Origin of the sequence: Marinobacter sp. SS8-8, assembly GCF_030540945.1 — a bacterium.
Classification (GTDB): Bacteria; Pseudomonadota; Gammaproteobacteria; order Pseudomonadales; family Oleiphilaceae; genus Marinobacter.
In genome coordinates this window covers 1-24563 of sequence record NZ_JASSVN010000026.1, presented here as the reverse complement: position 1 = coordinate 24563, position 24563 = coordinate 1, and the positions used below count along the sequence as shown (strand labels likewise).

Here is a 24563-nt window from a genome sequence, read left to right as displayed (position 1 = left end):
CCAGTTGGATTGTGGGCCGGATCAGACCGAAGCGGCGCCGCTCACAATCTCCGATATCTCTTGGGTAATGGCTGCCTGGCGCGCCTTGTTATAAGCCAGCTGAAGTTCGTCGATAATGCTACCGGCGTTATCAGTTGCGCTCTTCATGGCAATCATCCGGGCTGCCTGTTCACATGCCAGATTTTCTACCACACCCTGGTACACCTGGGATTCAATAAAACGTGGCAGAAGACCATCGAGGATCTGCCTGGCATCGGGCTCGTAGAGATAATCCCACTGGTTATTGATCTCTTCTTCGTCTTCGCTCGGAGGCAGGGGCAGAAGCTGCTGTACCTTCGGGCTTTGGGTCATGGTGTTGACGAATTCGTTGCTCACCACGTACAGGCGATCAATCTTGCCCTCGGAGAACGAATCCAGCATGACCTTGACGTTGCCGATGAGTTTTTCAGAGCTGGGACTGTCACCCAGGTGGGTCAGTGCCGCAATGACATTGCCGCCATAGCTCCGGAAAAAGGAAGCCCCTTTCTGCCCGATGGCGCACAGATCGGTTTCCACTCCTTTTTCTTTCCACGCTTTCATTTCACGGACAAGCGTTTTGAACAGGTTGATGTTCAGACCACCGCAGAGGCCACGATCAGTTGACACCACAATATAGCCCACGCGCCTGATGTCGCGCTCGACCATGAACGGGTGCTTGTACTGAGCGTTCGCCTTGGCAATGTGCCCGATTACCTGGCGCATCTTGTCGGCATACGGGCGGGTCGCCTGCATGCGTTCCTGAGCCTTGCGCATCTTACTCGCCGCCACCATTTCCATAGCGCTGGTGATTTTCTGCGTGCTCTTGATGCTTGAAATCTGGTTACGTATTTCTTTGCCGACGGCCATAACTCACTGCCTTCTCAAGTTAGACACTCGTTGCTACGAAAAGCGGCCCGCGACAATCGCCGCAGGCCTGTTTTCTTACCAGCTCTGAGTGGTCTTGAATTTCTCAAGTGCAGCTTTGAGGCCGGCAGCGATTTCGTCGTTGTAATCGCCTTTCTCGTTGATTTTGTCGAGGAGGTCTTTCTGCTCGGAGCGCATCCAGTCGAGCATCTGCGCTTCAAACTTCACAACCTTGTCGACATCAACGTCGTCCAGGAAGCCTTCGTTGGCTGCAAACAGAACCGTACCCATTTCAGCCACAGACATCGGGCTGTACTGGTTCTGTTTCATGAGTTCCGTTACCCGCTGACCGTGCTCAAGCTGCTGCCGTGTTGCTTCATCAAGATCCGAAGCAAACTGGGCGAAAGCGGCCAGTTCACGATACTGGGCCAGGGCCAGACGGATGTTACCGCCAAGCTTCTTCATGATCTTGGTCTGGGCGGAACCACCGACCCGGGATACGGAGATACCGGCGTTCATCGCCGGACGGATACCGGAGTTGAACAGGTTGGTTTCCAGGAAGATCTGGCCGTCGGTAATGGAGATTACGTTGGTCGGTACGAACGCGGAAACGTCACCGGCCTGGGTTTCGATGATCGGCAGCGCGGTCAGGGAACCGGTCTTGCCTTTCACTTCACCGTTGGTCAGTTTCTCGACGTAGTCGGCATTCACCCGGGACGCACGCTCCAGCAGACGGGAGTGCAGGTAGAATACATCACCCGGGTAGGCTTCACGACCCGGCGGACGACGCAGCAGCAGGGAGATCTGGCGGTAAGCCACCGCCTGCTTGGACAGATCATCGTAGATGATCAGGGCGTCTTCACCGCGATCACGGAAGTATTCACCCATGGACGTACCGGAGTACGGAGCCAGGAACTGCATCGCTGCAGGATCCGCAGCGCCAGCGGCAACCACGATGGTGTGGTCCATGGCGCCGTGCTCTTCCAACTTGCGCACGACGGCGGCAATGGAAGACTGCTTCTGGCCAACGGCAACGTAGATACACTTAATGCCGGTGTCTTTCTGGTTGATGATCGCGTCGATGGCCACTGCGGTCTTACCGATCTGGCGGTCACCGATGATCAGCTCACGCTGGCCGCGGCCGATTGGCACCATGGTGTCGATCGCTTTCAGACCGGTCTGGACCGGCTCGTCAACGGACTGACGAGCGATAACACCCGGTGCTACTTTCTCGACCGGGGAGGTCAGCTCGGTACCAAGGTCGCCCTTGCCATCAATCGGGTTACCCAGAGAGTCGACAACGCGGCCCATCAGTTCCGGACCAACCGGTACCTCCAGGATCCGGCCGGTACAACGAACCTTCTGGCCTTCCGCCAGATCTTCGTAGTCGCCCAGCACAACCGCACCCACGGAATCACGCTCCAGGTTCAGAGCCATACCGAAGGTGCCGTTGGCAAATTCAATCATCTCACCGTACATAACGTCGGCAAGACCGTGGATCAGCACGATGCCGTCGGATACCGACAGGATCGTACCTTCGTTCTTTGCTTCGGAAGAGATATCGAGTTTCTCGATTCTCTTCTTGATGATGTCACTGATCTCGGATGGATTCAGTTGCTGCATGCCAATATCCTCAAACCTTGTGCTGAAATCAGGAGCCCAGAGCGTCGGCCAGCTTGGTCAGCTTTCCGCGTACAGAAGCGTCAATGACCAGATCGCCGGTGCGAATAATCACGCCGCCAATCAGAGATTTGTCCAGTGACGCTGCGAGTGACACTTGCCGCTCGAGTTTCTTCGAGAGTGCCTGGGCGAGCTTCTGTTGCTGTTCGTCCGTCAGCTCGAAAGCTGCGGTGACTTCGATATCAACAGTGCGCTCCAGATCAGCCCGGTACATGTTGAAGAGCGCTGCAATCTCAGGAAGAAGAGTCAGCCGGCGGTTTTCAGCCAGTACAGCGAAAAAGTTCCGGACCTGTTCGGTGACGCCTTCTTCGGCGACCTCCAGGATCAGCTCCGCCTTCTTCTGCTCTTCGAGACCCGGGTTCGCGAGAAGCTGTCGAATGTCGTTGTTCGCGGTGACCTGCCCGGCAACCGTCAGCACCTGTGACCACTCAGCCAGCTGCTTATGCTCCTGAGCGGCAGCAAATGCTGCCTTTGCGTATGGACGGGCCAGCGTTCTCAGTTCTGCCATGATGAACCTCGTCGTTTAAAGTTCTGCCGCCAGCTTGTCCAACATCTCGTTGTGCTTGGAGGCATCGACAGAGGTTTCCAGGATCTTCTCGGCACCGGCGACAGCAATAGCGGCAACTTCTGCACGCAGCGCGTCACGGGCCTGATTCCGCTCCTGTTCAATTTCGGCCCTGGCCTGCTCAATCAGCTTCTGGCCTTCCTTGCGGGCGTCATCCTTGGAGGCTTCCACAATCTGGGCCGCGCGCTTGTTGGCCTGTTCAATCAGGCCAGCAGCTTGCTGCTTGGCTTCACGCAGTTCCTGTGCTGACTTTTCCTGAGCCAGTTCCAGATCGCGCGAAGCGCGGTCTGAGGCAGCCAGTCCGTCAGCGATCTTCTTTTGACGCTCCTGCAGTGCGGCCATGATAGGCGGCCACACGTATTTCATGCAGAAGACGACAAAGATAAAGAACGCGATGGCTTGACCAATCATCGTCAAATTAATGTTCACGTCTTCACCTCTCGCCTGTTTTGTTAAGAATCATCTGACCGGGGTATAGCCCCCGGCTGGCGACTCGATTAACCGGCGATCTGGCCGACAAACGGGTTGGCGAACGTGAAGAACAGTGCGATACCAACACCGATCATGGTTACGGCGTCCAGCAGACCTGCAACGATGAACATTTTCACCTGCAGCATCGGGGTCATTTCCGGCTGACGCGCAGCGCCTTCCAGGAACTTGCCACCGAGGATACCAAAGCCAATCGCAGTACCCAGGGCACCCAGGCCAATCAGCAGTGCAACGGCAATAGCGGTCATTCCAACTACAGTTTCCATGATAACTCCCAGTTTTCAGTTAGGTTTTTTCAGTTTAAGGGTTTAGGGTTTAGGGTTCAGAACTACGGCTTAATGGTGCCCGATCAGTGACTGTCCTCATGAGCCATGCTCAGGTACACGATCGTCAACATCATAAAGATGAATGCCTGCAAGGTGATAATCAGAATGTGGAAGATCGCCCATGGCACAGACAAGGTCCACTGCGCCCAGAGCGGCAGCAGTGCAATCAGGATAAAGATCAGCTCGCCGGCATACAGGTTACCAAACAGACGCAGTGCCAATGATACCGGCTTTGCTAACAGGCTCACGCCCTCAAGCAGGAAGTTTACCGGCACCAGCAGGATCTTCAGGAACAGGTTGTCAGAGGAGAAGGGGTGCAGCGTCAGTTCGCCCAGGAAACCACCCACACCTTTTACTTTTACACTGTAGTAGATGATCAGCGCAAACACCGACAGAGACATGCCCAGTGTCACGTTCACGTCTGTGGTCGGAACCACCTTCATGTATTCCAGACCCATCAGCTTGAACAGTTCGGGCAGGAAATCGACCGGCACCAGATCCATGAGGTTCATCAGGAACACCCAGCAAAAAATGGTCAGTGCCAGCGGCGCGATAACCTTGTTCTTGCCGTGGAAGGTTTCCTTCACGCTGTTATCGACAAACTCGACCATCACTTCAACGAAGTTCTGCAGCCCACCGGGCTGGCCGGATGTGACGCGCTTGGCCGCCAGTCGGAAAATGAACAGGAAAATCAGACCCAGGGCAACGGACCAGCCGAGGGAATCGACGTGCAGCGCCATGAACCCCATATCGGATGCTTCAGCCGCATTGTGGGCCATAGTCCACTGCGCTTCCTGCAGTACCGTGCCGTCGGCACGTTCATAACCCGCAGGCAACTTGCCATACGTCAGGTTCTGGAGGTGATGCTGGATATATTCGGATGCACTTCCTGCCATAACGGTTTCCCAGGTCCAGTTAGCTTTGCTGCGTATTGCTGCCCGCCAGAAGCGGTGTCAACCAGTTGGTGACCAGCATGATCGCAAATGTTAAAAAAAGTGCCGCGATATCAAGCGGCTGAATCCATTTGAACACCATCGTGAAGAGGATGGCGCACAGGATGAGCTTGCCGGCCTCACCCTGGTAAAAAGACGTCATGATCTTCCTGGCAGACCGCGCGCCGGCGTAGCGGAATGCCTTGAGCGCAAAATAACCATGGGGGATCAGAAAGATAAGTCCGCCCAGCAGCGCCGAATAACCGGAAACCTGACCTCGCAAGAGAAACGCCAGGCTAACGAAGACCAGTGCCACACTTTCTATTACAAACCATCGTGCGATGGGCGGGCGGCCAATACCGCCTGAAGCTGCCTTCGTCATGTTCGTCCCGGGAGTACGGTGCTTTTCGGTCGATGTCGTCTAAAAAGTAAGCAAATGCACCGATACGAGCGCCGCAGATTATATGTGTTCAATGTGCACGAATCAACAAAACCGGGCACCGGCTGATCCGTCAAAAGCGGCGTAATAACTGGGTCTTGGCAATTTTAGTCACAAATAGGCGCCCGTTCAGTTTTTCACCACTACATGTTGTGTGCGTGGAGGGATACGAACTTTCGTAGGGGGTCGGAAGACCTACAAAACCCCAACGTTTTATTTGATGTGGCCCAAAATACCGTCAAGTTCGTCCAGGGAACTGTATTCGATGACCAGTTTGCCTTTGCCACGCTGGCCATGGTCAATGGACACCCGGGCGCCAAGCCGTTCGGCCAGATCGTCCTGCAACGCCCGGATATTGGGATCCAGCGCGCCTTTTTTCCGGGATTTACTGTCCGGCGTTTCCTGCTGGACCCGGCGCACCAGGGCCTCGGTCTGGCGAACGGACAGGGATTTCGCCACCACCTGTTTCGCCACCTGCATCTGTAATTCCGGCACCAGGGTCAGCATCGCGCGGCCGTGGCCCATCTCCAGATCGCCATGCTCCAGCATGATACGGACGTCTTCGGAGAGCCCGATCAGGCGCAGCAGGTTGGTAATGGTGGTCCGGGATTTACCAACCGCCTCGGCCACCTGGGCCTGGGTCAGGCCGAACTCGTCCTGCAAACGCTGCAGGGCAAAGGCTTCTTCAATAGGATTGAGATTCTCGCGCTGAATGTTCTCGATCAGCGCCATGGCGATGGCGGCTTCGTCCGGAACATCCCGGATGATGGCGGGGATGCTGTCCAGGCTGGCCATCTGGGTGGCACGCCAGCGGCGCTCACCCGCAATCAGTTCATAGCGACCTTCGGCGATGGGGCGAACCACCACCGGCTGCATCACCCCTTGCTGACGAATGGAATCGGCCAGTTCCTGCAGGGCGGCCGGGTCCATATCGCGCCGGGGCTGGAAACGGCCACGCTGGATCAGGTCGATAGGGACTTCGCGGAGCTCACCGTCGTGGTCCTTCAGCTCCGGGTCCAGATTGACCCTGGAGCCCGCCAGCAGGGCGCCCAGTCCGCGTTCACCCAATCCTCGTTTCTTAGCCGCCATGGTGTCAGTCATTCTTCCCGTTGAAAATCGTCGTGCTTCAGTGAGTGACAGGGCGGTATGTTACACCGCAACCGGTGCGGATGTCTTTTTTGAACCGTGGCGGCGAACCATCTCGCCGGCCAGGGCCAGATAGGCGATGGCTCCTTTGGAGGCCCGGTCGTATTTCAGGGCCGGAACCCCATAACTGGGCGCCTCGGCCAGACGGACGTTGCGGGGAATCACTGCACGATACACCTTGTCGCCGAAGTACTCACTCAGCTGACCGGACACATCGAGAGTCAGGCTGTTCCGGGGGTCATACATGGTGCGCAGAATACCTTCCACCTGCAGATTCGGGTTAACCGTTTCCTGGATCTGCTCAACGGTGTTCATCAGCGCGGCCAGTCCTTCCAGTGCGTAGTATTCACACTGCATGGGAATCAGCACCGAGTCTGCCGCCGAGAGGGCATTCACCGTCAACAGGCTGAGCGAGGGTGGGCAATCGATGAGGATGTAATCGTAGTTGTCGCGAAGGGTATTGAGGGCAAGACGCAGACGGTGCTCACGGCCAATTTCGTTCATCAGCTCGACTTCAGCGGCGGTCAGGTCGCCGTTGGCCGGCAGGATATCGAAGCCGGACGCTTCGGCGGGGATGATCACCTCGGCGGCGCCGGCCCGCTTGGTCAGCATGTCGTAGCCAGACAGCTCCAGGGCATTTTTATCGACACCGCTGCCCATGGTGGCGTTGCCCTGGGGGTCCATATCCACCAGCAGCACCCGGCGTTTGGTGGCGGCCAGGGAGGCAGCAAGGTTGACGCAGGTGGTGGTTTTGCCCACACCGCCTTTCTGATTGGTCACTGCAATCACGCGCGCCATGTCCTGCCTCCTTGTTTATGGGTTAGCGGTTCAGAAATTCAACTGCCGAACTACCGGGAATTCCCGGCTCGGGCGATCACCACCAGATGGCGTTCGCCACCGGCACCGGGAACATCCAGGGAGTGGCTGGATTTTACCTGCCAGCCCGCCGGGAGGGCAGCCACTTCATCATCCGGAAACTGACCTTTCATGGCAAGGAACTCACCCTCATTTGCCAGCAGATCGCCGCACCAGTTCACCAGATTCTCCAGCGCAGTGAAGGCCCGGCTGCTGATCTGGGTGAAGGGCTCTTCAGGGCTGCAGTCTTCCGCCCGGCCATGAATCACTTCAACGTTGCCCAGGCCCAGCTCCAGCACACACTGGTTGAGAAAACGGGTTTTCTTGCCGTTGCTGTCGAGCAGGGTAAACCGCTTTGCGGGCAGGGCGATGGCCAGGGGAATTCCGGGCAGGCCGCCACCGGCGCCTGCATCCAGCAGATGCTCGGTGGTGACCCAGGGCAGGATGCTCAGGCTGTCGAGCAGTTGCCGCGACACCATCACACGTTCATCACGCACGGCGGTGAGGTTGTAGGCCCGGTTCCATTTATTGAGCAGACCGAGAAACGCCAGCAGTTGTTGCTGCTGGCTCTTGGTCAGGGAGAGTTCCATTGCGGCCAGCCCGTCCCGGAGCTGGCCCTGCCAGAGTGCGTTGGTCATGGGCATGGGTCAGGCCGTCTGTTTGCGCAGCAGGTCGCGCTTTTTCAGATGCACCAGGATCTGGCTCACCGCTGCCGGGGTCACGCCCTGGATGCGGGAGGCCTGGGCCACTGTCTCCGGACGAACAGTCTGGAGTTTCTGCCTGATCTCGTTGGACAAGCCGCCAATCACGTCATAGTTTAGATCCACCGGCAGCGCAGTGTTCTCGTTCCGGCGTAAACGCGCTATTTCATCGGTCTGGCGGGAGATATAGCCTTCGTACTTGATCTCGATTTCCACCTGATCCGCCACCACCGGGTCTTCTGCCTTCTCAGCACCAATCTCGGCAATGTGGCTGTATACGATTTCCGGGCGCCGTAGCAGTTCCGCCAGGGACTGATCCCGGGTCATCGGCTGCTTGAGGACGCCATTCGCTCTCTTACCAGCCTCGGTGTTCGGATGAATCCGGGTGGCTTCGAGACGGCTGCGCTCGGTGGCGATGGCCTCACGCTTGTCATTGAATTTCTGCCAGCGTTCATCATTCACCAAGCCCAGCTTGCGGCCGGTTTCGGTCAGACGCAGATCAGCGTTGTCTTCGCGCAGGATCAGCCGGTACTCGGCACGGCTGGTGAACATACGGTAGGGCTCGGAGGTGCCCATAGTGATCAGGTCATCCACCAGCACGCCCAGATAGGCTTCATCCCGGCGCGGGTACCACTCGTCTTTATCCTGGGACCGCAGGGCCGCGTTGATTCCCGCTAACAGACCCTGGGCACCGGCCTCCTCGTAGCCGGTGGTGCCGTTGATCTGGCCAGCGAAGTACAGACCCTGGATGAACTTGGTTTCCAGGGTGTGACGCAGGTCCTGCGGGTTCAGATAGTCGTATTCAATGGCATAACCCGGCCGGGTTATGTGGGCATTCTCGAACCCCGGGATTGAACGCACCGCCGCCAGCTGGATATCAAACGGCAGGCTGGTGGAAATGCCATTCGGATACAGCTCGTTGGTGGTCAGACCTTCCGGCTCCACAAAAATCTGATGCGAATCCTTGTCGGCAAAGCGGTTGACCTTGTCCTCGATGGAAGGGCAGTAGCGAGGACCCACGCCTTCAATACTGCCGGCAAACATCGGCGAACGGTCGAAACCGCTGCGGATAATATCGTGGGTCTGTTCGGTGGTTCGGGTCACATAACAGCAAACCTGTTCCGGATGCTGGCTGCGGCTGCCGATAAAGGACATCACCGGCGTCGGGTCATCACCCCACTGCTCCTGCATGACCGAGAAATCCACAGACCGGGCATCAATCCGCGGCGGCGTGCCGGTTTTCAGGCGGCCGACATTGAACGGCAGTTCCCGCAGGCGTTTGGCCAGGGCATTGGCCGGGGCATCGCCGGCACGGCCGCCGGCATGGTGTTGCATACCGATGTGGATAACCCCGCCGAGGAAGGTCCCGGTGGTCAGCACCACGGTCCGGGCGTTGAAGCGGATACCGGTCTGGGTCACCACGCCGGTCACCTGGTCGTTTTCCACAATCAGGTCGTCCGCCGCCTGCTGGAACAGCGTCAGGTTCGGCTGGATTTCCAGGGTATGGCGGATGGCCGCCTTGTACAGAACCCGGTCGGCCTGGGCACGGGTGGCACGGACGGCCGGCCCTTTGCGGCTGTTCAGTACCCGGAACTGGATACCGGCCTGGTCGGTGGCTTCTGCCATGGCGCCGCCCAGTGCGTCGATTTCCTTCACCAGATGGCTCTTGCCAATACCGCCAATGGCCGGGTTACAGGACATCTGGCCCAGGGTCTCAATGTTGTGGGTCAGCAGCAGGGTTTGCGAACCCATGCGCGCAGCCGCCAGTGCGGCTTCGGTACCGGCATGACCACCACCAATGACAATGACATCGAAACGGGTCGGAAAATCCACAGCTCACCTCGGAAATCGGGCTGAAAAAAAGGTACAAAAACAGGGCGGCGAGTATAACGCCTCACCCGGGAAAATGCAGTCGGAATGTGCAAATTTTAACCAGATAAAATCACGGTTGAAAGCTGGCCGGTTACCACAGGGGGCAAGGGGCCGCTTTTTTACCGATTCAGCGAATAGTGGAAAACCAAAATTTGCGCCTTTTCATAGGCTTGTATCGCTCTTCTCAGAAAAGTTTTCAAGAAAGTTATCCACATGCAAGACTACTTGTCAACCACCCAAGGTAACACCTTAACGTATTGTTTTTATTTATATATCTGTAGGTGGTCCAGGGTTTGTCCGTAGGTTGTCCAACTAATTATCCACAGAATGAGCCGCGGTTTTGCGCCGCAGTTGCCATACCACCACCAAGACCACTCCGTTCAGCAATGACAACAACAGGAAAAAGCCCGGAATGCTCACTTCAAGCAGACCAAGGACCACAATGCCGGCCAGGGCACTGACCACCATGAACAGAGCATTGATCACATTCAGTGCGGCGATAATCCGGGCGCGTTTGGTTCGCGGGGTTTCATGCTGGATAAAGGCATACAGGGGCACGATGAACAGACCGCCGCATACCCCGATGCCGGCCAGATCCAGCAGGACTCTCAGGTAAACCGGGTCGGTTACCAGGGTCCACCAGGTGGAGGCAACCGGATCGTCCGGAACCGCGAAGTACAGATCCATTCCCAGAAGACTCAGACCAAGGGCGCCCCAGGGCACGGGGGCCAGGGTAATCCGGTGTTTGGTGAGCCGTTCGCACAGCATGGAACCGATGGCGATACCAACAGTGAACATGGCCAGCAGCAGCGTCACCACCGTTTCATCACCCAGCAGGTTGGTGCGGGCAAAGTTGGGAAACTGGGTCAGGTAGGCGGCGCCAAGAAACCAGAACCAGGAAATCGCCAGTACCGCCAGCAGGACCTGACGTCGCTCCGCCGCCACGGTCATCAGATTCCGGGTTTCCAGCACCGGCCGGAAGCGAACCGCAATGCCGGAAACATCGGGCCCGGTTGCCGGAACCTGGCGCGCCGCCAGATACCCCAGCACCGCCATCACCACCACGGCAACCGCCGTCAGCCTGGCGGCGGTCTCAAACCCCATCAGCAGGCCTGCTGCAATGGTGCCCAGCAGGATCGCCACGAAGGTGCCCATGCCCACCAGACCATTGCCACCCACCAGTTCGTCATCTGCCAGCACCTGGGGCAGGATGGCGTATTTCACCGGGCCGAAAAACGTGGACTGGCCACCCATCAGGAACAGCAGGACCAGCAGCAGTTCGTACCATCCAAACCAGAGCCCGAGCGCTGCAACGGACATGATCACGATTTCCGCCAGTTTGACATTCCGGATGATCCGGGCTTTTTCATAGCGGTCCGCCATTTCCCCGGCGATGCCGGAAAACAGAAAGAACGGCAGAATGAACAGGAAGGCGGCGAGATTGACCACGACATTCACCGACAGGCCCATCAGGTCCCCGGCGCTGTAGGTAATCAACAGCAACAGGGCGTTCTTGAACAGGTTGTCGTTGAAGGCGCCGGAAAACTGTGTCAGGTAGAACGGCAGAAACCGGCGCTGACCAAGCAAACGGAACTGACTGTGTGTTGCCATGAAAAATCCTGTTTTGGTGCAGCTTGCAAGGCCGGCGCCCTCAGAAATCGTCAGCACGGTTCCGGGGTGCTGCTGCCAGCCCGGTGCCACCGGAGAGGCCAGCGGCCTGGCGTTCCAGTTCCTTTTCCACGGCATTGGAGGACTTGGCAAACCGGGCCAGCAAATTGTACAGCACCGGAATGATGAACAGGGTCAGCGTGGTGGCAAAGATCAAACCACCCAGAATCACCATGCCGATGGCCGCCCGGCTCTCGGCCCCGGCACCGGTGGCAATCACCAGGGGAACCGCACCGAACACGGTTGAAATGGTGGTCATCAGCACCGGACGGAACCGCAGGCAGGCACCCTCAAGAATCGCATCCCGCACCTCGTAGCCCTTATCTCGCAACTGGTTGGCAAATTCCACAATCAATATGCCGTTCTTGGCCATCAGCCCCAGCAACATGATGATTCCGATCTGGCTGTAGATGTTGAGACTGATCCCCGCCCACCACAGGGCCAGCAGGGCACCGGTGACCGCCAGAGGCACCGGGAGCATGATGATCAACGGATGAATCCAGCTTTCAAACTGCGCCGCCAGTACCAGGAAAACGATGACAAACGCCAGAACGAAGGTGACATAAATTGCGGCCGAGGACTCCTGGAATTCACGGCTCAGGCCCCTGTAACTGACCCGCGCTTCCGGTGGCAGGTTATCCACAGCCAGGTTGTTCAGATACGCGAGGGCAGAGCCGAGATCGTAGCCGTCAGCGAGAGAGGCACTGATAACTACCGCCGGAAGCCGGTCAATACGGCGCAGGTCCGGATTGGCACCCATCTCTTGCACCGAAACCAGCGCCTGCAGCGGGATCAGGTTGCCACCCTCTCGGGGCCGCAAAAAAATTTGCCCGAGGTCTGCCGGCGTTGCTCGGTTGGCATCTTCTGCCTGGATGATCACATCGTACTCACGGCCACGGTCGAGGTAAGTGGTGACCTGTCGGGACGCCAGCATGGTTTGGAGTGTCAGCCCCACATCCTCGATGGTAATGTCCAGATCGGCGGCCCGTTCGCGGTCAATGGAGACCCTCAGTTCCGGCCGGGTAAGTTCAAAGTCTGTATCAAGGTTCTGAAGATTCGGGTTTTCCCTGGCCCGCTCGACAATCTCGTCACTCCAGGCCAGGACCGATTCGTAGTCCGGGCCGGCAATCACGAACTCAACCGGCTGGCTGAATCCTCGCTGACCCAGGCCCGGCGGGTTTACCGCCAGGGTCCGGATACCTGAAACGTCAGCCAGTTTCTTTCTTATTTCACTGGCGACCTCTTGCTGTTTGATGTCCCGCTGCTCCCAGGGCACCAGCCCCATAATCAGGAACGCAGTGTCTTCATCGTCCCGAAACCCGACGATGGCCAGCAGCCGATTGGCGATGCCCTCATCCAGATAAGGAAGAAGCCGCTGCTCTACCTGGCGGACATAGTGATCGGTGTACTCGACCGTCGACCCCCTCGGGGCGCTGGTGGGCATGATAATCACGCCACGGTCTTCCGTGGGCGCCAGTTCCTGGGGCAGCTTCGGATATACCACCACCGCAATCACCAGTCCGACCATGCCAAGACCCAGCAGCAGTCCGGGCTGGTTCAGGGAAAACTGCAGCAGCCTTCTATAACCGTTGGTAAGCCCATTCAGAGCTTTTTCACTGGCGGCCCATAGACGGTGCCCCTCGGCCGATTCCGGGCTGTGCCTGAGCCACCTGGAGCACAGCATCGGTGCCAGGGTCAGCGCCACCACACTGGAGAACACCACCGCCGCCGCCAGGGTAAAGCCGAATTCGGCAAACAACCGGCCGATGTTGCCCCCCATGAACGAGATAGGAACAAACACCGCCACGAGCGCCAGTGTGGTGGCAATGACCGCAAAAGCGACCTGTTTTGCGCCCCGGTAAGCGGCAAGCAGAGGCGGCTCACCCTCATCGATCCGGCGCTGGATGTTCTCCAGCATCACGATGGCATCGTCCACCACCAGGCCAATGGCAAGAATCACTGCCAGCAGGGTGAGAACGTTGATGGAGAACCCGAGAAAGCCCAGACCAATAAACGCACCAATAACCGCGACCGGAATGGTCACTGCCGGAATCAGGGTGGCCCGCCAGGAGCGCAGGAACAGGAAAATAACCAGGATAACCAGGGCAACGGCGATGGCGAGCGTGGTGACCACCTCCTGTATGGAGGCCCGGATAAAAATGGATTCATCGTAGCTTTCGGCAATGGTCACTTCCGGCGGCAGGATTTCCCGGATTTTCTCAAGCTCGGCCCGAACGGCATCGGATACCGCTACGGTATTGGCCTTGGACTGGCGGATAACGCCCATGCCGATGGCGGTCTGGCCGTTGGCGCGCAGGCGGCTGACATCGGACTCGACACCCATCTGAACATTCGCCACCTCACCCAGGCGCAGCAGATCGTTGCCATCCCGGCGAACCACAAGCTCCCGGAACTCCTCAACGTTCGACAGACGCCCCTCGGCCCGAACCGTAAAATTACGGGTGGAGGAATCCACCGAACCGGCTGGCAGCTCAACGTTATTGGCTCGCAACGCCCGCTCCACCTCCGCCACGGTGATATCGCGGGCAGCCAGTCGCTCCTGGTCAAGCCAGACCCGGATGGCATACCGGCGTTCACCGCCAATGCGGACATCGGCGACGCCGTCAAGAACCGACAACCGGTCTGCCAGAACGCGGTCGGCAAAATCACTCAGCTCGGCACTGTCCCAGACATCACTGCGCAGGGTGACCCACATCATCGGTCGGGCGTCGGAATCTGCCTTTTGCACCACCGGGGGATCCGCTTCATCCGGTAGCTGGTTGGCAACCCGTGACACCGCATCGCGCACATCGTTGGCGGCGATATCCACATCCCGGGCGGTGGAAAACTCGATACTGGTCCGGGACTCGCCCTGCTCGGTTGAGGATTCGATGGAACGGATGCCCTCAATACCACTGATTGCACCTTCGATCACCTGGGTGATCTGGGTATCCACCACTTCAGCCGCCGCGCCGGTGTAATCGGTGGATATGGACACCACGGGCGGGTCGATATCCGGGTACTCTCGCACCGGCAGACCCAGCAATGCCGCCAGTCCGAACACCACAATCAACAGGCTGAGTACGGTGGCAAAAACCGGTCGCTTGATGGAAAGGTCTGAGAGAATCACAAATTACGAGTCCCTGGCGGTCACAAAACGGTTATCGGGAATGGCCCTGTCATCCTCCAACACCCGAATCCGGTCGCCGCTGCTGAGACGGTCCTGGCCGGTGACAATGACCGGATCGTCTTCCCCAAGCCCGCTGGCAACCTCGACCAGGCCCGGCATGCGGGAACCCAAAATAACAGAGACCCGCCGGGCCACCCCGTCTTCCGCAACAAAAACATACTGTTCATCACCCCGGACCTTCACTGCCTGCTCCGGAATCACCAGGGCCTGCCGTTCCCGAAGGGTGAGCGTGGCCGACATGAACTGCCCCGGCCGGAGCAACCCGTCCGGGTTATCAATCAGCGCGCGTACCGGCAACGACCGGCTCAGCTCACTGACCCGCGACCCAAGTTCAGCGAGTTGACCGGAAAATGGTTGGTCCGGATAGGCCGGAGACGTGCCCTTTACCGGTTGGCCAAGACTCACCTGACCGAGAAAGCGTTCGGGAATCGAAAAGCCGAGCTCCATCCGATCCGTGGTGTCCAGGGAGGTTACCGTAGTTCCGGAGGTAATATAGGCGCCTACGCTGATATCACTCAGGCCAACCACACCGGTAAACGGCGCTTCAATACGGTGATTTTCCAGACGGACCCTTGCCGACTGACGCTGGGCCTCAGCCACATCCACCGCTGTCCTCAGTGCATCCACCTCAGACTGGGAAATACTGTGGTTGGAGCGCAACCGCTGCGCCCGCTCATGTTGCCGGCGGGCATCCGCCAGCTGAGCTTCGATCACCTGCAGATCGGCCCTGGCCTGGCGATCATCCAGGCGCAACAACACCTCGCCCTGCTCTACCCGGCGACCCGTCCCAAGATTCAGGGCCACGACCCTGCCGCTGAGTTCAGTGGTGAGTTCCACCGCGTTCAGGGCCTTCAGGCTGCCAACCGCCCTGACCACATCCTGAACCGTTTCCAGCCGTGGAAGGATCGTATTGACCGCAATGGCCGGACGCTCCCCGCCGCCCTGAACCTCGGTTCCGCCGCCCAGGTTCTGGTACACAAACGCACCCGCGACCGCCGAGACTACCAGCACCAACGCAATCAACCACTGTTTCCACATAGCATTTCCAGGCTCTTCCCGGTTAATCGGTTAATCGGTTAATCGGTTAATCGGTTAATCGGTTAATCGTTATCACATTTTCCGGATAACCAGCACCACTTCACCCACATCAATTCCCCATTTAGTCATGGTGGTCTGATTGATCAACGTGTCTGGTGTGATCAGGTGCATCCAGTCATCCATCCGCACGTCCAGCGTACCGTCGCCGTATGACACGCGGAGCACATAGTTCATGTGAATCGCGTTGCCGCGCCAGCGCATGGTTCCGGACTCAACCACATCACCGGCCGAGGCGTGGTAGCCTTCATCGGAAGGTGTCAGGGTCCAGACCCGGGTCTGGACCTCACCATCGTTGAAACGGAACACTTCACCCAGGGTTCCCACCCCGTCGTCATCCCAGGTAGCGGTAATGTCCGCGTCAAAGGTGCGAATGACCTCCCCGGAAAAGTTCCTGACCACGCCACGGGCCGAAAGTTCGCCGGTGAAGAACGCTTCGGGTACCAGTTCAGGGGTCCTGTCTGCGTAATCATCGAGCGATGGACCAGCGCAGCCGCTCAGCAGCAGAGCTGAAGATAATGTCCATAGTATAGGTGCTGGCCAGAGTACAGGTGCCGGTATGCGTTCCGAAATCACAGTTAGCAGGCTTTGCATGACTTTTACACTCTCTGATCGGTTTTTGAGATGGCATGGGCGCTGAGAAATACGCCGGCCCGGTCGGTAACGATCATTCCCTGAAGCCACCGACGCCGGTTCCGTCAGTTCGGCCAATTGTCCGTTCTGACATTCCTGTCAGCGGTTTTCGTCAATGGCAGTGCCTGGGGAATGGCGTACAACAACAGAAACGGGCGATTGTCGCCCCTGACTGATTCCCGGACAGATACAGAGGATTCCGCTATGCCGGTTTACAAGGCGCCCCTGCGCGACATGAAGTTTCTGCTGAACGAGGTGTTCGACTACCCGCGCCATTACGCCACCCTGGCCAATGGTGAAAACGCCACGCCGGATATCGTGGAAGCCATACTCACTGAGTGTGGAAAATTCTGCGAGCAGGTACTGAGCCCCCTGTATCTCTCGGGAGATGAAGAAGGATGCACGCTTGCGAATGGTCAGGTAACCACACCGGCAGGCTACCGGGAAGCCTATCTGCAATACGCCATGGGTGGCTGGCAGGGGCTCTCGGCCCCGGAGGAATTTGGAGGCCAGGGTCTGCCCGCGTCCCTGGGCCTGCTGAAACAGGAAATGATGGGCACCGCCAACTGGCCTTTTTCGATGTATCCCGGTTTGTCCCTGGGCGCCATGAACACGATTTTCCTGCACGGCTCCGAGAACCAGAAACAGACCTACCTGGCGCCACTGACGGAAGGTCGCTGGGCCGGCACCATGTGCCTGACCGAGCCCCAGTGCGGCACCGATCTCGGACAGGTGAAAACCAGAGCCGAACCCCAGGCCGATGGCAGCTACCGGCTCATCGGCACCAAGATATTCATTTCTTCCGGGGACCACGACCTGACCGAGAATATTGTTCATATCGTGTTGGCCCGACTGCCGGAGGCACCAAGAGGCACACGGGGTATCAGCCTGTTTATCGTTCCCAAATTCCTGCCAGACAACGAGGGTGGCGCAGGCAAACGCAATTCTGTGGTGTGCAGCAGTCTGGAAAAGAAAATGGGCATCAAGGCCTCGGCCACCTGTGTGCTGAATTTCGATGAGGCCACCGGTTTTCTGATCGGGCCCGAGAACGAGGGCCTCAATTGCATGTTCACCTTCATGAACACCGCCCGCATCGGCACCGCGATTCAGGGTGTCGGTCCCGCGGAGCTGTCGTATCAGTGGGCACTGGAGTACGCCAAAGACCGCCGCTCCATGCGCGCCCTCTCCGGCAAAAAAGAACCGGATCAGGTGGCCGACCGCCTGATCCACCACGCCGATGTACGGCGTATGCTGCTGACCCAGAAGGCCATTGCCGAGGGAGGACGGGCGATGCTCTACTACGCCGCCCGTCTGGCGGATCATATGGTGGAGGGCTTTACCGATGGGGATCACAAAAAGGCGGAGAAGTACGACGACAAACTCGGTTTCCTCACCCCGATCCTCAAGGGTTTTCTGACCGAACTCGGTTACGAGGCGGCTAACCTGGGAGTGCAGGTATTCGGCGGCCACGGCTATATCCGTGAACACGGCATGGAGCAGATTGTCCGGGATACCCGCATTGCCACCCTGTACGAAGGCACCACCGGCATCCAGGCCCTGGACCTGCTTGGCCGCAAGGTCTTGCTCATGACCCGGGGCGGCGCGGTGCGTGAATTCACCCTGAACATTGCCAACTTTGCCCGCAAGCACCTGACCGATAAACGGCTGCGGCCCTGGGCCCTGGAGCTGCTCAAGCTGACTGGCCAGTGGAATCTGCTGACCGTGCGGATCATGCTGGCCGCCCGCAGGGATCGGGATGTGGTCAGCTCCGCCGCCTACGATTTCCTGATGTACAGCGGTTACGTCACCATGGCCTATATCTGGCTACGCCAGGCCGCCGTGGCTGTGGATAGGCTCGATAACGGCGGCGAGGCATCGGCCGGCTTCTACCAGGCCAAACTGGCCACCGCCGAGTTCTATTTCCAGCGGTTGTTGCCCCGTGCCCAGAGCCACGGGGCCAGCATGCTCAGCCCCAGCAAGAACCTGATGCAACTGGATGCAGAAAATCTGGCCTTTACCGGATAAGTTCTCCGGAATCCTTGATTCCCGGGCCAGGCCCGGGATTTTTTTGCCTTGAAAAAGCCGGCCCTGCCCCGCAGCAACCTGTTCTTTGTTTACAACAGTGTGGAAAACCAGCTTCAGGCGCCGTTCTGTGGCAATAAACCGCGGCCGGATTTCCTGAGCAACCGGAGTCATACCGAGGCTCTGAAACTGGCTGGTCAGGACACGTGGCGCAAAACCGGCTAATAGAAACCCGGAACTGGAGCAGACAAGGGAAGTCGGCTGGCTTCCTTTTTTTGGTACAAGCTTCCATAGGCGACAGTGCCTAATGATTGCTTTGTAAACTTTGGTCGAACGCGTCACGAATCGGCGCCATCTTGTTTGTTGCCACCTGCTGTTTGGCCAAACAGCCGTTTTTTTCCTTCATCGGTGACCGTCGGGCGACCAGACCAAGGCGCGCCTTTTTCATAGGCAGCAATCACCGCCGGACGCTCTTGCATCAAGCAGAACCAACGCTCGAGGTAGGGAAAGTCGGACAGCGTTTGCTGTTGCCGCTCATGAGGGACGATCCAGGGATAGATGGCGATATCTGCAATGGAGTAATCGCCGGCAACCCAGTCCCGACCACGCAGACGGGTATTGAGTACACCATACAGACGATTGGTTTCATTGACGTAACGGTTTATCGCATAAGGGATCTGCTCCGGTGCATACTGTACGAAATGATGGTTCTGACCTGCCATCGGCCCCAGTCCTCCCATTTGCCACATCAGCCATTCCAACACTGCCTTCCGCTTGCGCAAATCGGAAGGGATCAATTGCCCCGTCTTTTCTGCGAGATACAGGAGTATGGCGCCAGATTCGAACACGGTGACGGGGCCAAGGTCGTCTCCCGGATTCTGGTCAATGATGGCCGGCATCCGATTGTTCGGTGAGAAAGCGAGAAAGTCTGGTTTGAACTGATCGCCAGCACTGATATCAACCGGGTGAATACGGTAATCCAGCCCTGCCTCTTCAAGAAATATGGTGATCTTGTGGCCATTGGGTGTCGGCCAGTAATAAAGATCAATCATCACTGGGCTCCGGGTTCCAAGTCGAGAGTCTCCGCCAACAACTCAATCCGGTCCTGCCCCCAGAACTGCTCGCCGTTCAAAAGGTAGGCCGGCGCACCCAATACGCCCCGTTCCACGGCCTCGTCACTGTTGCGATCATACTGGTCAGCGACATCGGTTGAGTTAGCTGACCGGATCACGGCTTCGGCATCGTGTTGCAGACTGGTCAGGATGTCACCAATTACCACTTCGTCAGCGATATTTTTCTCCTCGGCCCAACACGCTGCCAAGGCGCGCTGTACAAATTCACCGGGATCTTCACCGGCTTCCTGAAGAGCAATCACGCAACGGTCGGCTAGCCCAGGATCTGTTGGAAAATGCGCGGGCTTCAGATTCACGGGCAAATCCCGTTTCCTGGCCCACCGTTCAATTTCCAGCAAGCGGTAATCCTGGCGGCATACCGGACGTTCCGGAACGGGCTTTGCGCCGGAATTGGCAAATACTCTTGCCAGCTTGACGGGTTTGAAATTGACCCTGGCACTCGCGGTGCGGGCCGTCTCCAGAAAGGCCCGGTGACCAAGATAGGTAAACGGGGAAATGCAGGTGAAGTAGTAATCAATCTCGGGATTCATCGTTTAAAGGTCCTGGACGTTTGCGTTGGTTTTTTAGCCTGTCCAGTACTCTAGTTATTTTTGAGCGATTACTCAATAAAATTTCCAAAAATTCGACGGTGCCTTCCAGCTCTGAGACAAAACGTTCTGATTACTTCCTGATGCAGAATATTTATTATCTTATAAAAACAATAGCTTGTAAATTTTTCGGAGCACTCTCGGAGTGCAGAAATTTGCGAAAAAAGTGTAAATATTGGCAAATTTCCTCTTCATCGGCTCCTGACGACCCATTTTAAACTGGGATAAGTGGGAAACTGGGAGCCTTGTATACGTTTTTATCTCTATGAAACCAGCGCCTTGAGATCGCTCTTTCAGCCCCTTCTGCCAAACAAAACTATAGTGACATCGTTTTCTACGGATCTGTTCTCATTTTGAACGGACTTGACGCACAACGTTGTTGTGCATAAAATGATTAAAAAGCGATCAGGTAACTATGGCGGTTGAATTCAGGGATATATGGCTAGAGGCGTTCTACGACGTAGACCAAAGCCACAAGAAAATACCCAGCACTATTGAAGGCGCTCTGTTCAGAAAGATTCAGATTCTGGATGCCGCGACGCAGGAGTCAGACTTGAGGATTCCGCCGGGTAACCGTTTTGAACATTTGCAGGGAAACCTGTCTGGATGGTGTTCTATTCGGGTTAACAAGCAGTATCGCCTGATTTTTCGCTGGGAAGATGGCACCGCCCAAGATACATATCTAGACCCGCATGTTTACAAGGGCTAGAGGAGGTTATGGTAATGAGGAATACAAAACGTCGTCCAGTGACCGTTGGCGAAATGCTGGTCACCGAGTTTCTGGAACCGATGAATATAGAAATCAGTGAACTTGCCGAAGCAATGGGTGTGCACAGAAATACACTCAGCCGGATTGCGCATGACAAAGGCACGCTGACAGCACCCATGGCCATCAAGCTCGCAGCGGCTTTGGGGAATACTGCGGAGTTCTGGCTGAATATTCAGCACACAGTTGAGTTATGGGATGTTCGTCATCGTGCCTATGAGCAGGAAGCGAAAAATGTGAAACGTGTAAAGCCTCACGTCCTGCCACTAAAGCAGGCCTGAAGCACTTTTCGTTTCAGCCATGTTTCCCCTTTCTTTGGAAAGTTACAGCAGCCGGGTTTGCGGCTCGGATTGGGCAAACTGGTATCCCATCGCCTTGTAACCTTTCTCGCGCTTTCGGAACATGCGTTCAAGCATTGGCAGGCTGTTGTCCAGGTAGTCGTAGACAGTAACTTCCTGCTTACCGTCGGCATCCCGGTGAATCCTGCCAGCATACTGCGACAGTGTTCCTTTCCAGGCTATGGGCAGGGCCAGAAACAAAGTGTCCAGCCGAGGCAAGTCAAAACCTTCACCAATGTATTTCCCGGTTGCAACAATAACCTGAGCTTCGTGCAACTGCGATTCGGCAGCCCGGCGTTCCTTGACTCGCATCCCGCCGCGCAAAACAACCGACGATATAGACTCAGCTTCCAACAATGTTGCCAGCGTCTCAGCATGTTCTCGTCGTTCGGTCAGCAAAAGACAGTTGGCCTGGTTTTGTACGCAGCGTACGACATCCTGAACAATATCCTGATTCCGGGCATTGCTCTGGGCGAGCCAACGGTAAACCGATGCTATGTGTGGTCGTTCATCATTATTCTGAAAGATATCCGTCGGTGGCGTTTCATGACGTTCTCGAACGATGACACGCTGGACAAACTTAGACCCATGTTCAGCCCTGACTTTATGGCGAACGGGTCCTGCGACCATAAACATGATTTTTTGGTGGCCATCCTGACGGTCAGGCGTTGCGGTGAGGCCTACAACATATCGGGCGCTGACTTCGTTAAGCAGCATCTCATAACGGGGAGCTGAAATGTGATGGCATTCATCGATGATGACCTGCCCGTATTCCCGGACTTTATTTGAGACCGTATTATCTTTCTTGTTGATCAGGCTTTGATAGGTGGCAACGTCGATCTGACCAGTAGGTTTCTTTTTGCCACCGCCAATCACACCCACGGATGCACCCTCAATGAAGGTTTCCAGACGCTCCTTCCATTGATCCAGTAACTGACGACTGTGAGTGAGGATCAGCGTGTTTACCTGCCGCTTGGCCACAATACCAATAGCGGTTACGGTTTTGCCGAAAGCGGTCGGAGCATGAAGTATTCCGGTATCGTGATCGGCAAGCGCCGTCACAGCCTTTTTCTGATCACGACGCAGCGTTGCTTTAAGGCTGACTTCCGGCAGCAACTGGCCGGGCAATCTGCGGTCATCGATTTCTACCGTTATTCCCTGTTCGCGCAACAATGCCTGAAGATCATCAAAACAGCCTCTCGGTACCGAGATATAACCTTGTTCAATCCGGGCACAGGATATGTAACGAGGGATGCCATGAGTTGAAAATCGAAGTGCCTGGGTTTTGAAAAATACTGGATTGGCAAAGCTCGCCATGCGCTTTATTCGTGCCGCCAGTGTCCCTGGTATGTCTGACAACTTCATATAAATGTGATTGGCCAGGGTAAGCATGATGCTCTCGGGACATCCTGAAATTATCCCTGTATCGACCGGTAAAGCTTGCTCCCACGGCAACGCAACTTCTGCTATCGCATCGGAATCAGGTTCATTTCCAACCATATCTCGAAGCTGAGCCGGCGAAACGCTCTTTTGCTGACTAAGTAGAGCCCACTGATCCGGATACGGGGTTAGCTTATCGTCGACGAATACAGTACATCCACGACTTCGCGCCTCATGCTGAAGCGGAAGGGCAATCAAATTGCCAAATCCACCATCGGGCATCGTATCCTGGTTGGGGAATAGCCGGTCATAAGAATCGAAGGACAGGCCCGGGTGGCGTTCCATGGCTTTGTCCAGCAGCTTGAACCCCAAAGCCCTCGCGGACCAGGCTGGAACGGCGTTCGAAAAGAAGACCCATAGGTGGGCACCCGCACCGGACCGGGAGATCTCTACAAGATAAGGGACACCTTCATCACGACAAGCCTGGGCCAGCGCATGAACATCTGCTCTCCAGTCCTCCTTATCAAAATCCACGGCCAGCAGATAACAGGAATTGTCCGGCAACAAAGGGTATAACCCTGCGACATGCTTGCCGGACAGGTGGTCATACACGGCATTAAAATCCAGAGGTTTGAATTTTTTGTGCGGGCACTCGCCGCACTTGATCCGGGGTTTCTGACAGGTGCCCGGAACCCATTCATTTTCGCAGGCCACGGCATAGCCGGAACGGCCACTGGAACCCGTCCAGCGGACCGCATAGACATCCTGTCTGCCGCGAAAGAGCTTCCGGAACAATTCAGCTTTTTGATCAGGTTTTAGCTGCGTTACTGTGGATTGTTGCGCAGTGCGATAAAGCTCGTTCCTCCGCGAAAGAAGGGCAGCCTTTTCCCTCTCAAGTTCAGATAACTTCAGTGCGATGGCTGCGAGCTCTTCTTCTATTCGGATACGTGCCTCCTACCCCATAAATCTATATAAACATAGTGACCGAGCTTGCTGTTTTTAGTCGATCCTATCAGATATTGTTTTTCGATCACCAAAACAAATAAGTGAGATATTTTTCAGTAAACTGTCAAATACCAGTAAAAGTAGCCTGGCGCCCTTGGTTCCGGGCCATCCAGAATCGCATCTGACACTGCCATCCATAGGTAACCTCTGCAAATCAAAAGTGCCATTTTCTTTTATAGCCAAAGATATGCCTGCCCCACCAATTTTTCGCTACGTCCGAATTTAAACTTTGTTCTGTTAGTACAAACTATTGATTTACAAAGATTAATTTTTGTTCTCCTCTTGCATATTCTCAACCTCGTGAGAATATTTAATAAAAGCAGGAGGACATAATGAAAAGAATAGCACCCTTAACGACAGCAATATTAGCCGCTGCCCTGGCTGGCTGCGCGGCCACCCCACGAGCTTACTACCCGGAAGAGTCTCGGGCCTTAAACCTGGCGAGAGCCGGTGGCATCTACGATATGGATTTGCGGGATTCTGGGGATGGCACTCGCTCCTACAGTAAAGGCATGTTGGTGCCATTACTGGATCTCGCCAGCCTGGCCACTTCGTTCGATGCACCGCTTCGACATCTCTCGGGTAGCCAGACGTTTTTGTTCAACGCTACTGACATCATGATGACTCCAGACAATCCGTCGGCGAGACCAAGCCTGATGGGATGGATGCCAGCGTCCATGGCCAGTTCGGAGGCTCAGGCATATGAGCAGTATGTGGATCTGGTGGACCAGGCTATCCAGCTAGTTTCCGTCCATAAACGGCGTGTTTTCAAGGTGACCCACCCAGCCAGGTGAGTCAATTTGTCTATTTTCGCCGACTTTATGCCGACTGCATCGCAGTTTGCAGGCCTGCGTCACCC

21 protein-coding genes and 2 pseudogenes are annotated in these 24563 nt (G+C 56.5%); 5 read left to right on the top strand and 18 right to left on the bottom strand.

The features are described 5' to 3' along the window. Positions 1 to 21 precede the first annotated feature (21 nt). The 15 genes from atpG to QPL96_RS18000 all read right to left on the bottom strand — a co-directional run bounded on the left by atpG (position 22) and on the right by QPL96_RS18000 (position 16434). On the bottom strand, positions 22 to 885 hold the full coding sequence (gene atpG / locus QPL96_RS18070) for a F0F1 ATP synthase subunit gamma (protein ID WP_303288686.1): 864 nt from the start codon (positions 883 to 885) through the stop codon (positions 22 to 24). A gap of 75 nt (positions 886 to 960) precedes the next feature. Next, positions 961 to 2505 (bottom strand): F0F1 ATP synthase subunit alpha, encoded by a 1545-nt coding sequence (gene atpA, locus QPL96_RS18065; RefSeq protein ID WP_303288685.1) that lies wholly within the window; start codon positions 2503 to 2505, stop codon positions 961 to 963. A 28-nt stretch (positions 2506 to 2533) separates the two neighbouring features. Continuing rightward, positions 2534 to 3070 carry a F0F1 ATP synthase subunit delta gene (locus QPL96_RS18060; protein ID WP_303288684.1) on the bottom strand — a complete coding sequence of 179 codons (537 nt, stop codon included), beginning with the start codon at positions 3068 to 3070 and terminating at the stop codon, positions 2534 to 2536. Positions 3071 to 3085: 15 nt separating this feature from the next. Then, a complete protein-coding gene (locus tag QPL96_RS18055; protein WP_211285736.1) occupies positions 3086 to 3556 on the bottom strand; it encodes a F0F1 ATP synthase subunit B in 471 nt (156 codons plus the stop codon). 68 nt (positions 3557 to 3624) lie between these two features. Further along, complete coding sequence (atpE, locus tag QPL96_RS18050; protein WP_012138088.1) at positions 3625 to 3882, bottom strand: F0F1 ATP synthase subunit C; 258 nt, start codon at positions 3880 to 3882, stop codon at positions 3625 to 3627. Positions 3883 to 3965: 83 nt separating this feature from the next. Further along, on the bottom strand, positions 3966 to 4838 hold the full coding sequence (gene atpB, locus QPL96_RS18045) for a F0F1 ATP synthase subunit A (RefSeq protein WP_303288683.1): 873 nt from the start codon (positions 4836 to 4838) through the stop codon (positions 3966 to 3968). 19 nt (positions 4839 to 4857) lie between these two features. Further along, on the bottom strand, positions 4858 to 5256 hold the full coding sequence (locus QPL96_RS18040; RefSeq protein ID WP_303288682.1) for a F0F1 ATP synthase subunit I: 399 nt from the start codon (positions 5254 to 5256) through the stop codon (positions 4858 to 4860). A gap of 270 nt (positions 5257 to 5526) precedes the next feature. Further along, complete coding sequence (locus tag QPL96_RS18035; RefSeq protein ID WP_303288681.1) at positions 5527 to 6402, bottom strand: ParB/RepB/Spo0J family partition protein; 876 nt, start codon at positions 6400 to 6402, stop codon at positions 5527 to 5529. Between the two features lie 60 nt (positions 6403 to 6462). After that, entirely contained in the window at positions 6463 to 7257 is a 795-nt protein-coding gene (locus tag QPL96_RS18030; RefSeq protein WP_303288680.1) for a ParA family protein, read from the bottom strand. 50 nt (positions 7258 to 7307) lie between these two features. Further along, positions 7308 to 7952 carry a 16S rRNA (guanine(527)-N(7))-methyltransferase RsmG gene (gene rsmG / locus QPL96_RS18025; protein ID WP_303288697.1) on the bottom strand — a complete coding sequence of 215 codons (645 nt, stop codon included), beginning with the start codon at positions 7950 to 7952 and terminating at the stop codon, positions 7308 to 7310. A 9-nt stretch (positions 7953 to 7961) separates the two neighbouring features. Continuing rightward, complete coding sequence (gene mnmG / locus QPL96_RS18020; RefSeq protein WP_303288679.1) at positions 7962 to 9848, bottom strand: tRNA uridine-5-carboxymethylaminomethyl(34) synthesis enzyme MnmG; 1887 nt, start codon at positions 9846 to 9848, stop codon at positions 7962 to 7964. A gap of 351 nt (positions 9849 to 10199) precedes the next feature. After that, positions 10200 to 11498, bottom strand: coding sequence for an MFS transporter (locus QPL96_RS18015; protein WP_303288678.1), 1299 nt, complete (start codon positions 11496 to 11498; stop codon positions 10200 to 10202). 40 nt (positions 11499 to 11538) lie between these two features. After that, the gene (locus tag QPL96_RS18010) at positions 11539 to 14685 is read right to left on the bottom strand and encodes an efflux RND transporter permease subunit (RefSeq protein ID WP_303288677.1); all 3147 of its coding nucleotides are present in this window, start codon (positions 14683 to 14685) and stop codon (positions 11539 to 11541) included. A 3-nt stretch (positions 14686 to 14688) separates the two neighbouring features. Next, positions 14689 to 15783: an efflux RND transporter periplasmic adaptor subunit gene (locus QPL96_RS18005; protein WP_303288676.1), complete on the bottom strand. Its 1095-nt coding sequence runs from the start codon at positions 15781 to 15783 to the stop codon at positions 14689 to 14691. 72 nt (positions 15784 to 15855) lie between these two features. Then, positions 15856 to 16434: a DUF3833 domain-containing protein gene (locus QPL96_RS18000; RefSeq protein WP_303288675.1), complete on the bottom strand. Its 579-nt coding sequence runs from the start codon at positions 16432 to 16434 to the stop codon at positions 15856 to 15858. A 243-nt stretch (positions 16435 to 16677) separates the two neighbouring features. Here QPL96_RS18000 and QPL96_RS17995 point away from each other — a divergent pair, with 243 nt between their 5' ends. Together QPL96_RS17995 and QPL96_RS17990 are read left to right on the top strand one after the other, a co-directional pair. After that, complete coding sequence (locus QPL96_RS17995) at positions 16678 to 18498, top strand: acyl-CoA dehydrogenase C-terminal domain-containing protein (protein ID WP_303288674.1); 1821 nt, start codon at positions 16678 to 16680, stop codon at positions 18496 to 18498. Positions 18499 to 18564: 66 nt separating this feature from the next. Then, a pseudogene (locus QPL96_RS17990) lies at positions 18565 to 18720 on the top strand (ectoine hydroxylase); the annotation flags it as partial. 113 nt (positions 18721 to 18833) lie between these two features. Here the strand turns inward: QPL96_RS17990 and QPL96_RS17985 are convergent. Beyond that, entirely contained in the window at positions 18834 to 19547 is a 714-nt protein-coding gene (locus tag QPL96_RS17985; RefSeq protein ID WP_303288673.1) for a glutathione S-transferase N-terminal domain-containing protein, read from the bottom strand. Then, positions 19547 to 20158 carry a 2-hydroxychromene-2-carboxylate isomerase gene (locus tag QPL96_RS17980; protein WP_303288672.1) on the bottom strand — a complete coding sequence of 204 codons (612 nt, stop codon included), beginning with the start codon at positions 20156 to 20158 and terminating at the stop codon, positions 19547 to 19549. Before QPL96_RS17980 ends, QPL96_RS17985 begins: the two co-directional genes overlap by 1 nt. Positions 20159 to 20630: 472 nt before the next feature. On the opposite strand from QPL96_RS17980, the gene QPL96_RS17975 reads away from it, so the two are divergent. Next, positions 20631 to 20924 (top strand): type II toxin-antitoxin system RelE/ParE family toxin, encoded by a 294-nt coding sequence (locus QPL96_RS17975; protein ID WP_303288671.1) that lies wholly within the window; start codon positions 20631 to 20633, stop codon positions 20922 to 20924. A gap of 14 nt (positions 20925 to 20938) precedes the next feature. Then, a complete protein-coding gene (locus QPL96_RS17970; RefSeq protein WP_303288670.1) occupies positions 20939 to 21262 on the top strand; it encodes a HigA family addiction module antitoxin in 324 nt (107 codons plus the stop codon). Positions 21263 to 21304: 42 nt separating this feature from the next. Here the strand turns inward: QPL96_RS17970 and QPL96_RS17965 are convergent, their stop codons facing one another. Continuing rightward, positions 21305 to 23413 (bottom strand): DEAD/DEAH box helicase family protein, encoded by a 2109-nt coding sequence (locus QPL96_RS17965; protein ID WP_303288669.1) that lies wholly within the window; start codon positions 23411 to 23413, stop codon positions 21305 to 21307. Positions 23414 to 24036: 623 nt separating this feature from the next. Here QPL96_RS17965 and QPL96_RS17960 point away from each other — a divergent pair. Further along, positions 24037 to 24444: pseudogene (locus tag QPL96_RS17960) on the top strand (hypothetical protein); the annotation flags it as partial. Between the last annotated feature and the right edge of the window lie 119 nt (positions 24445 to 24563).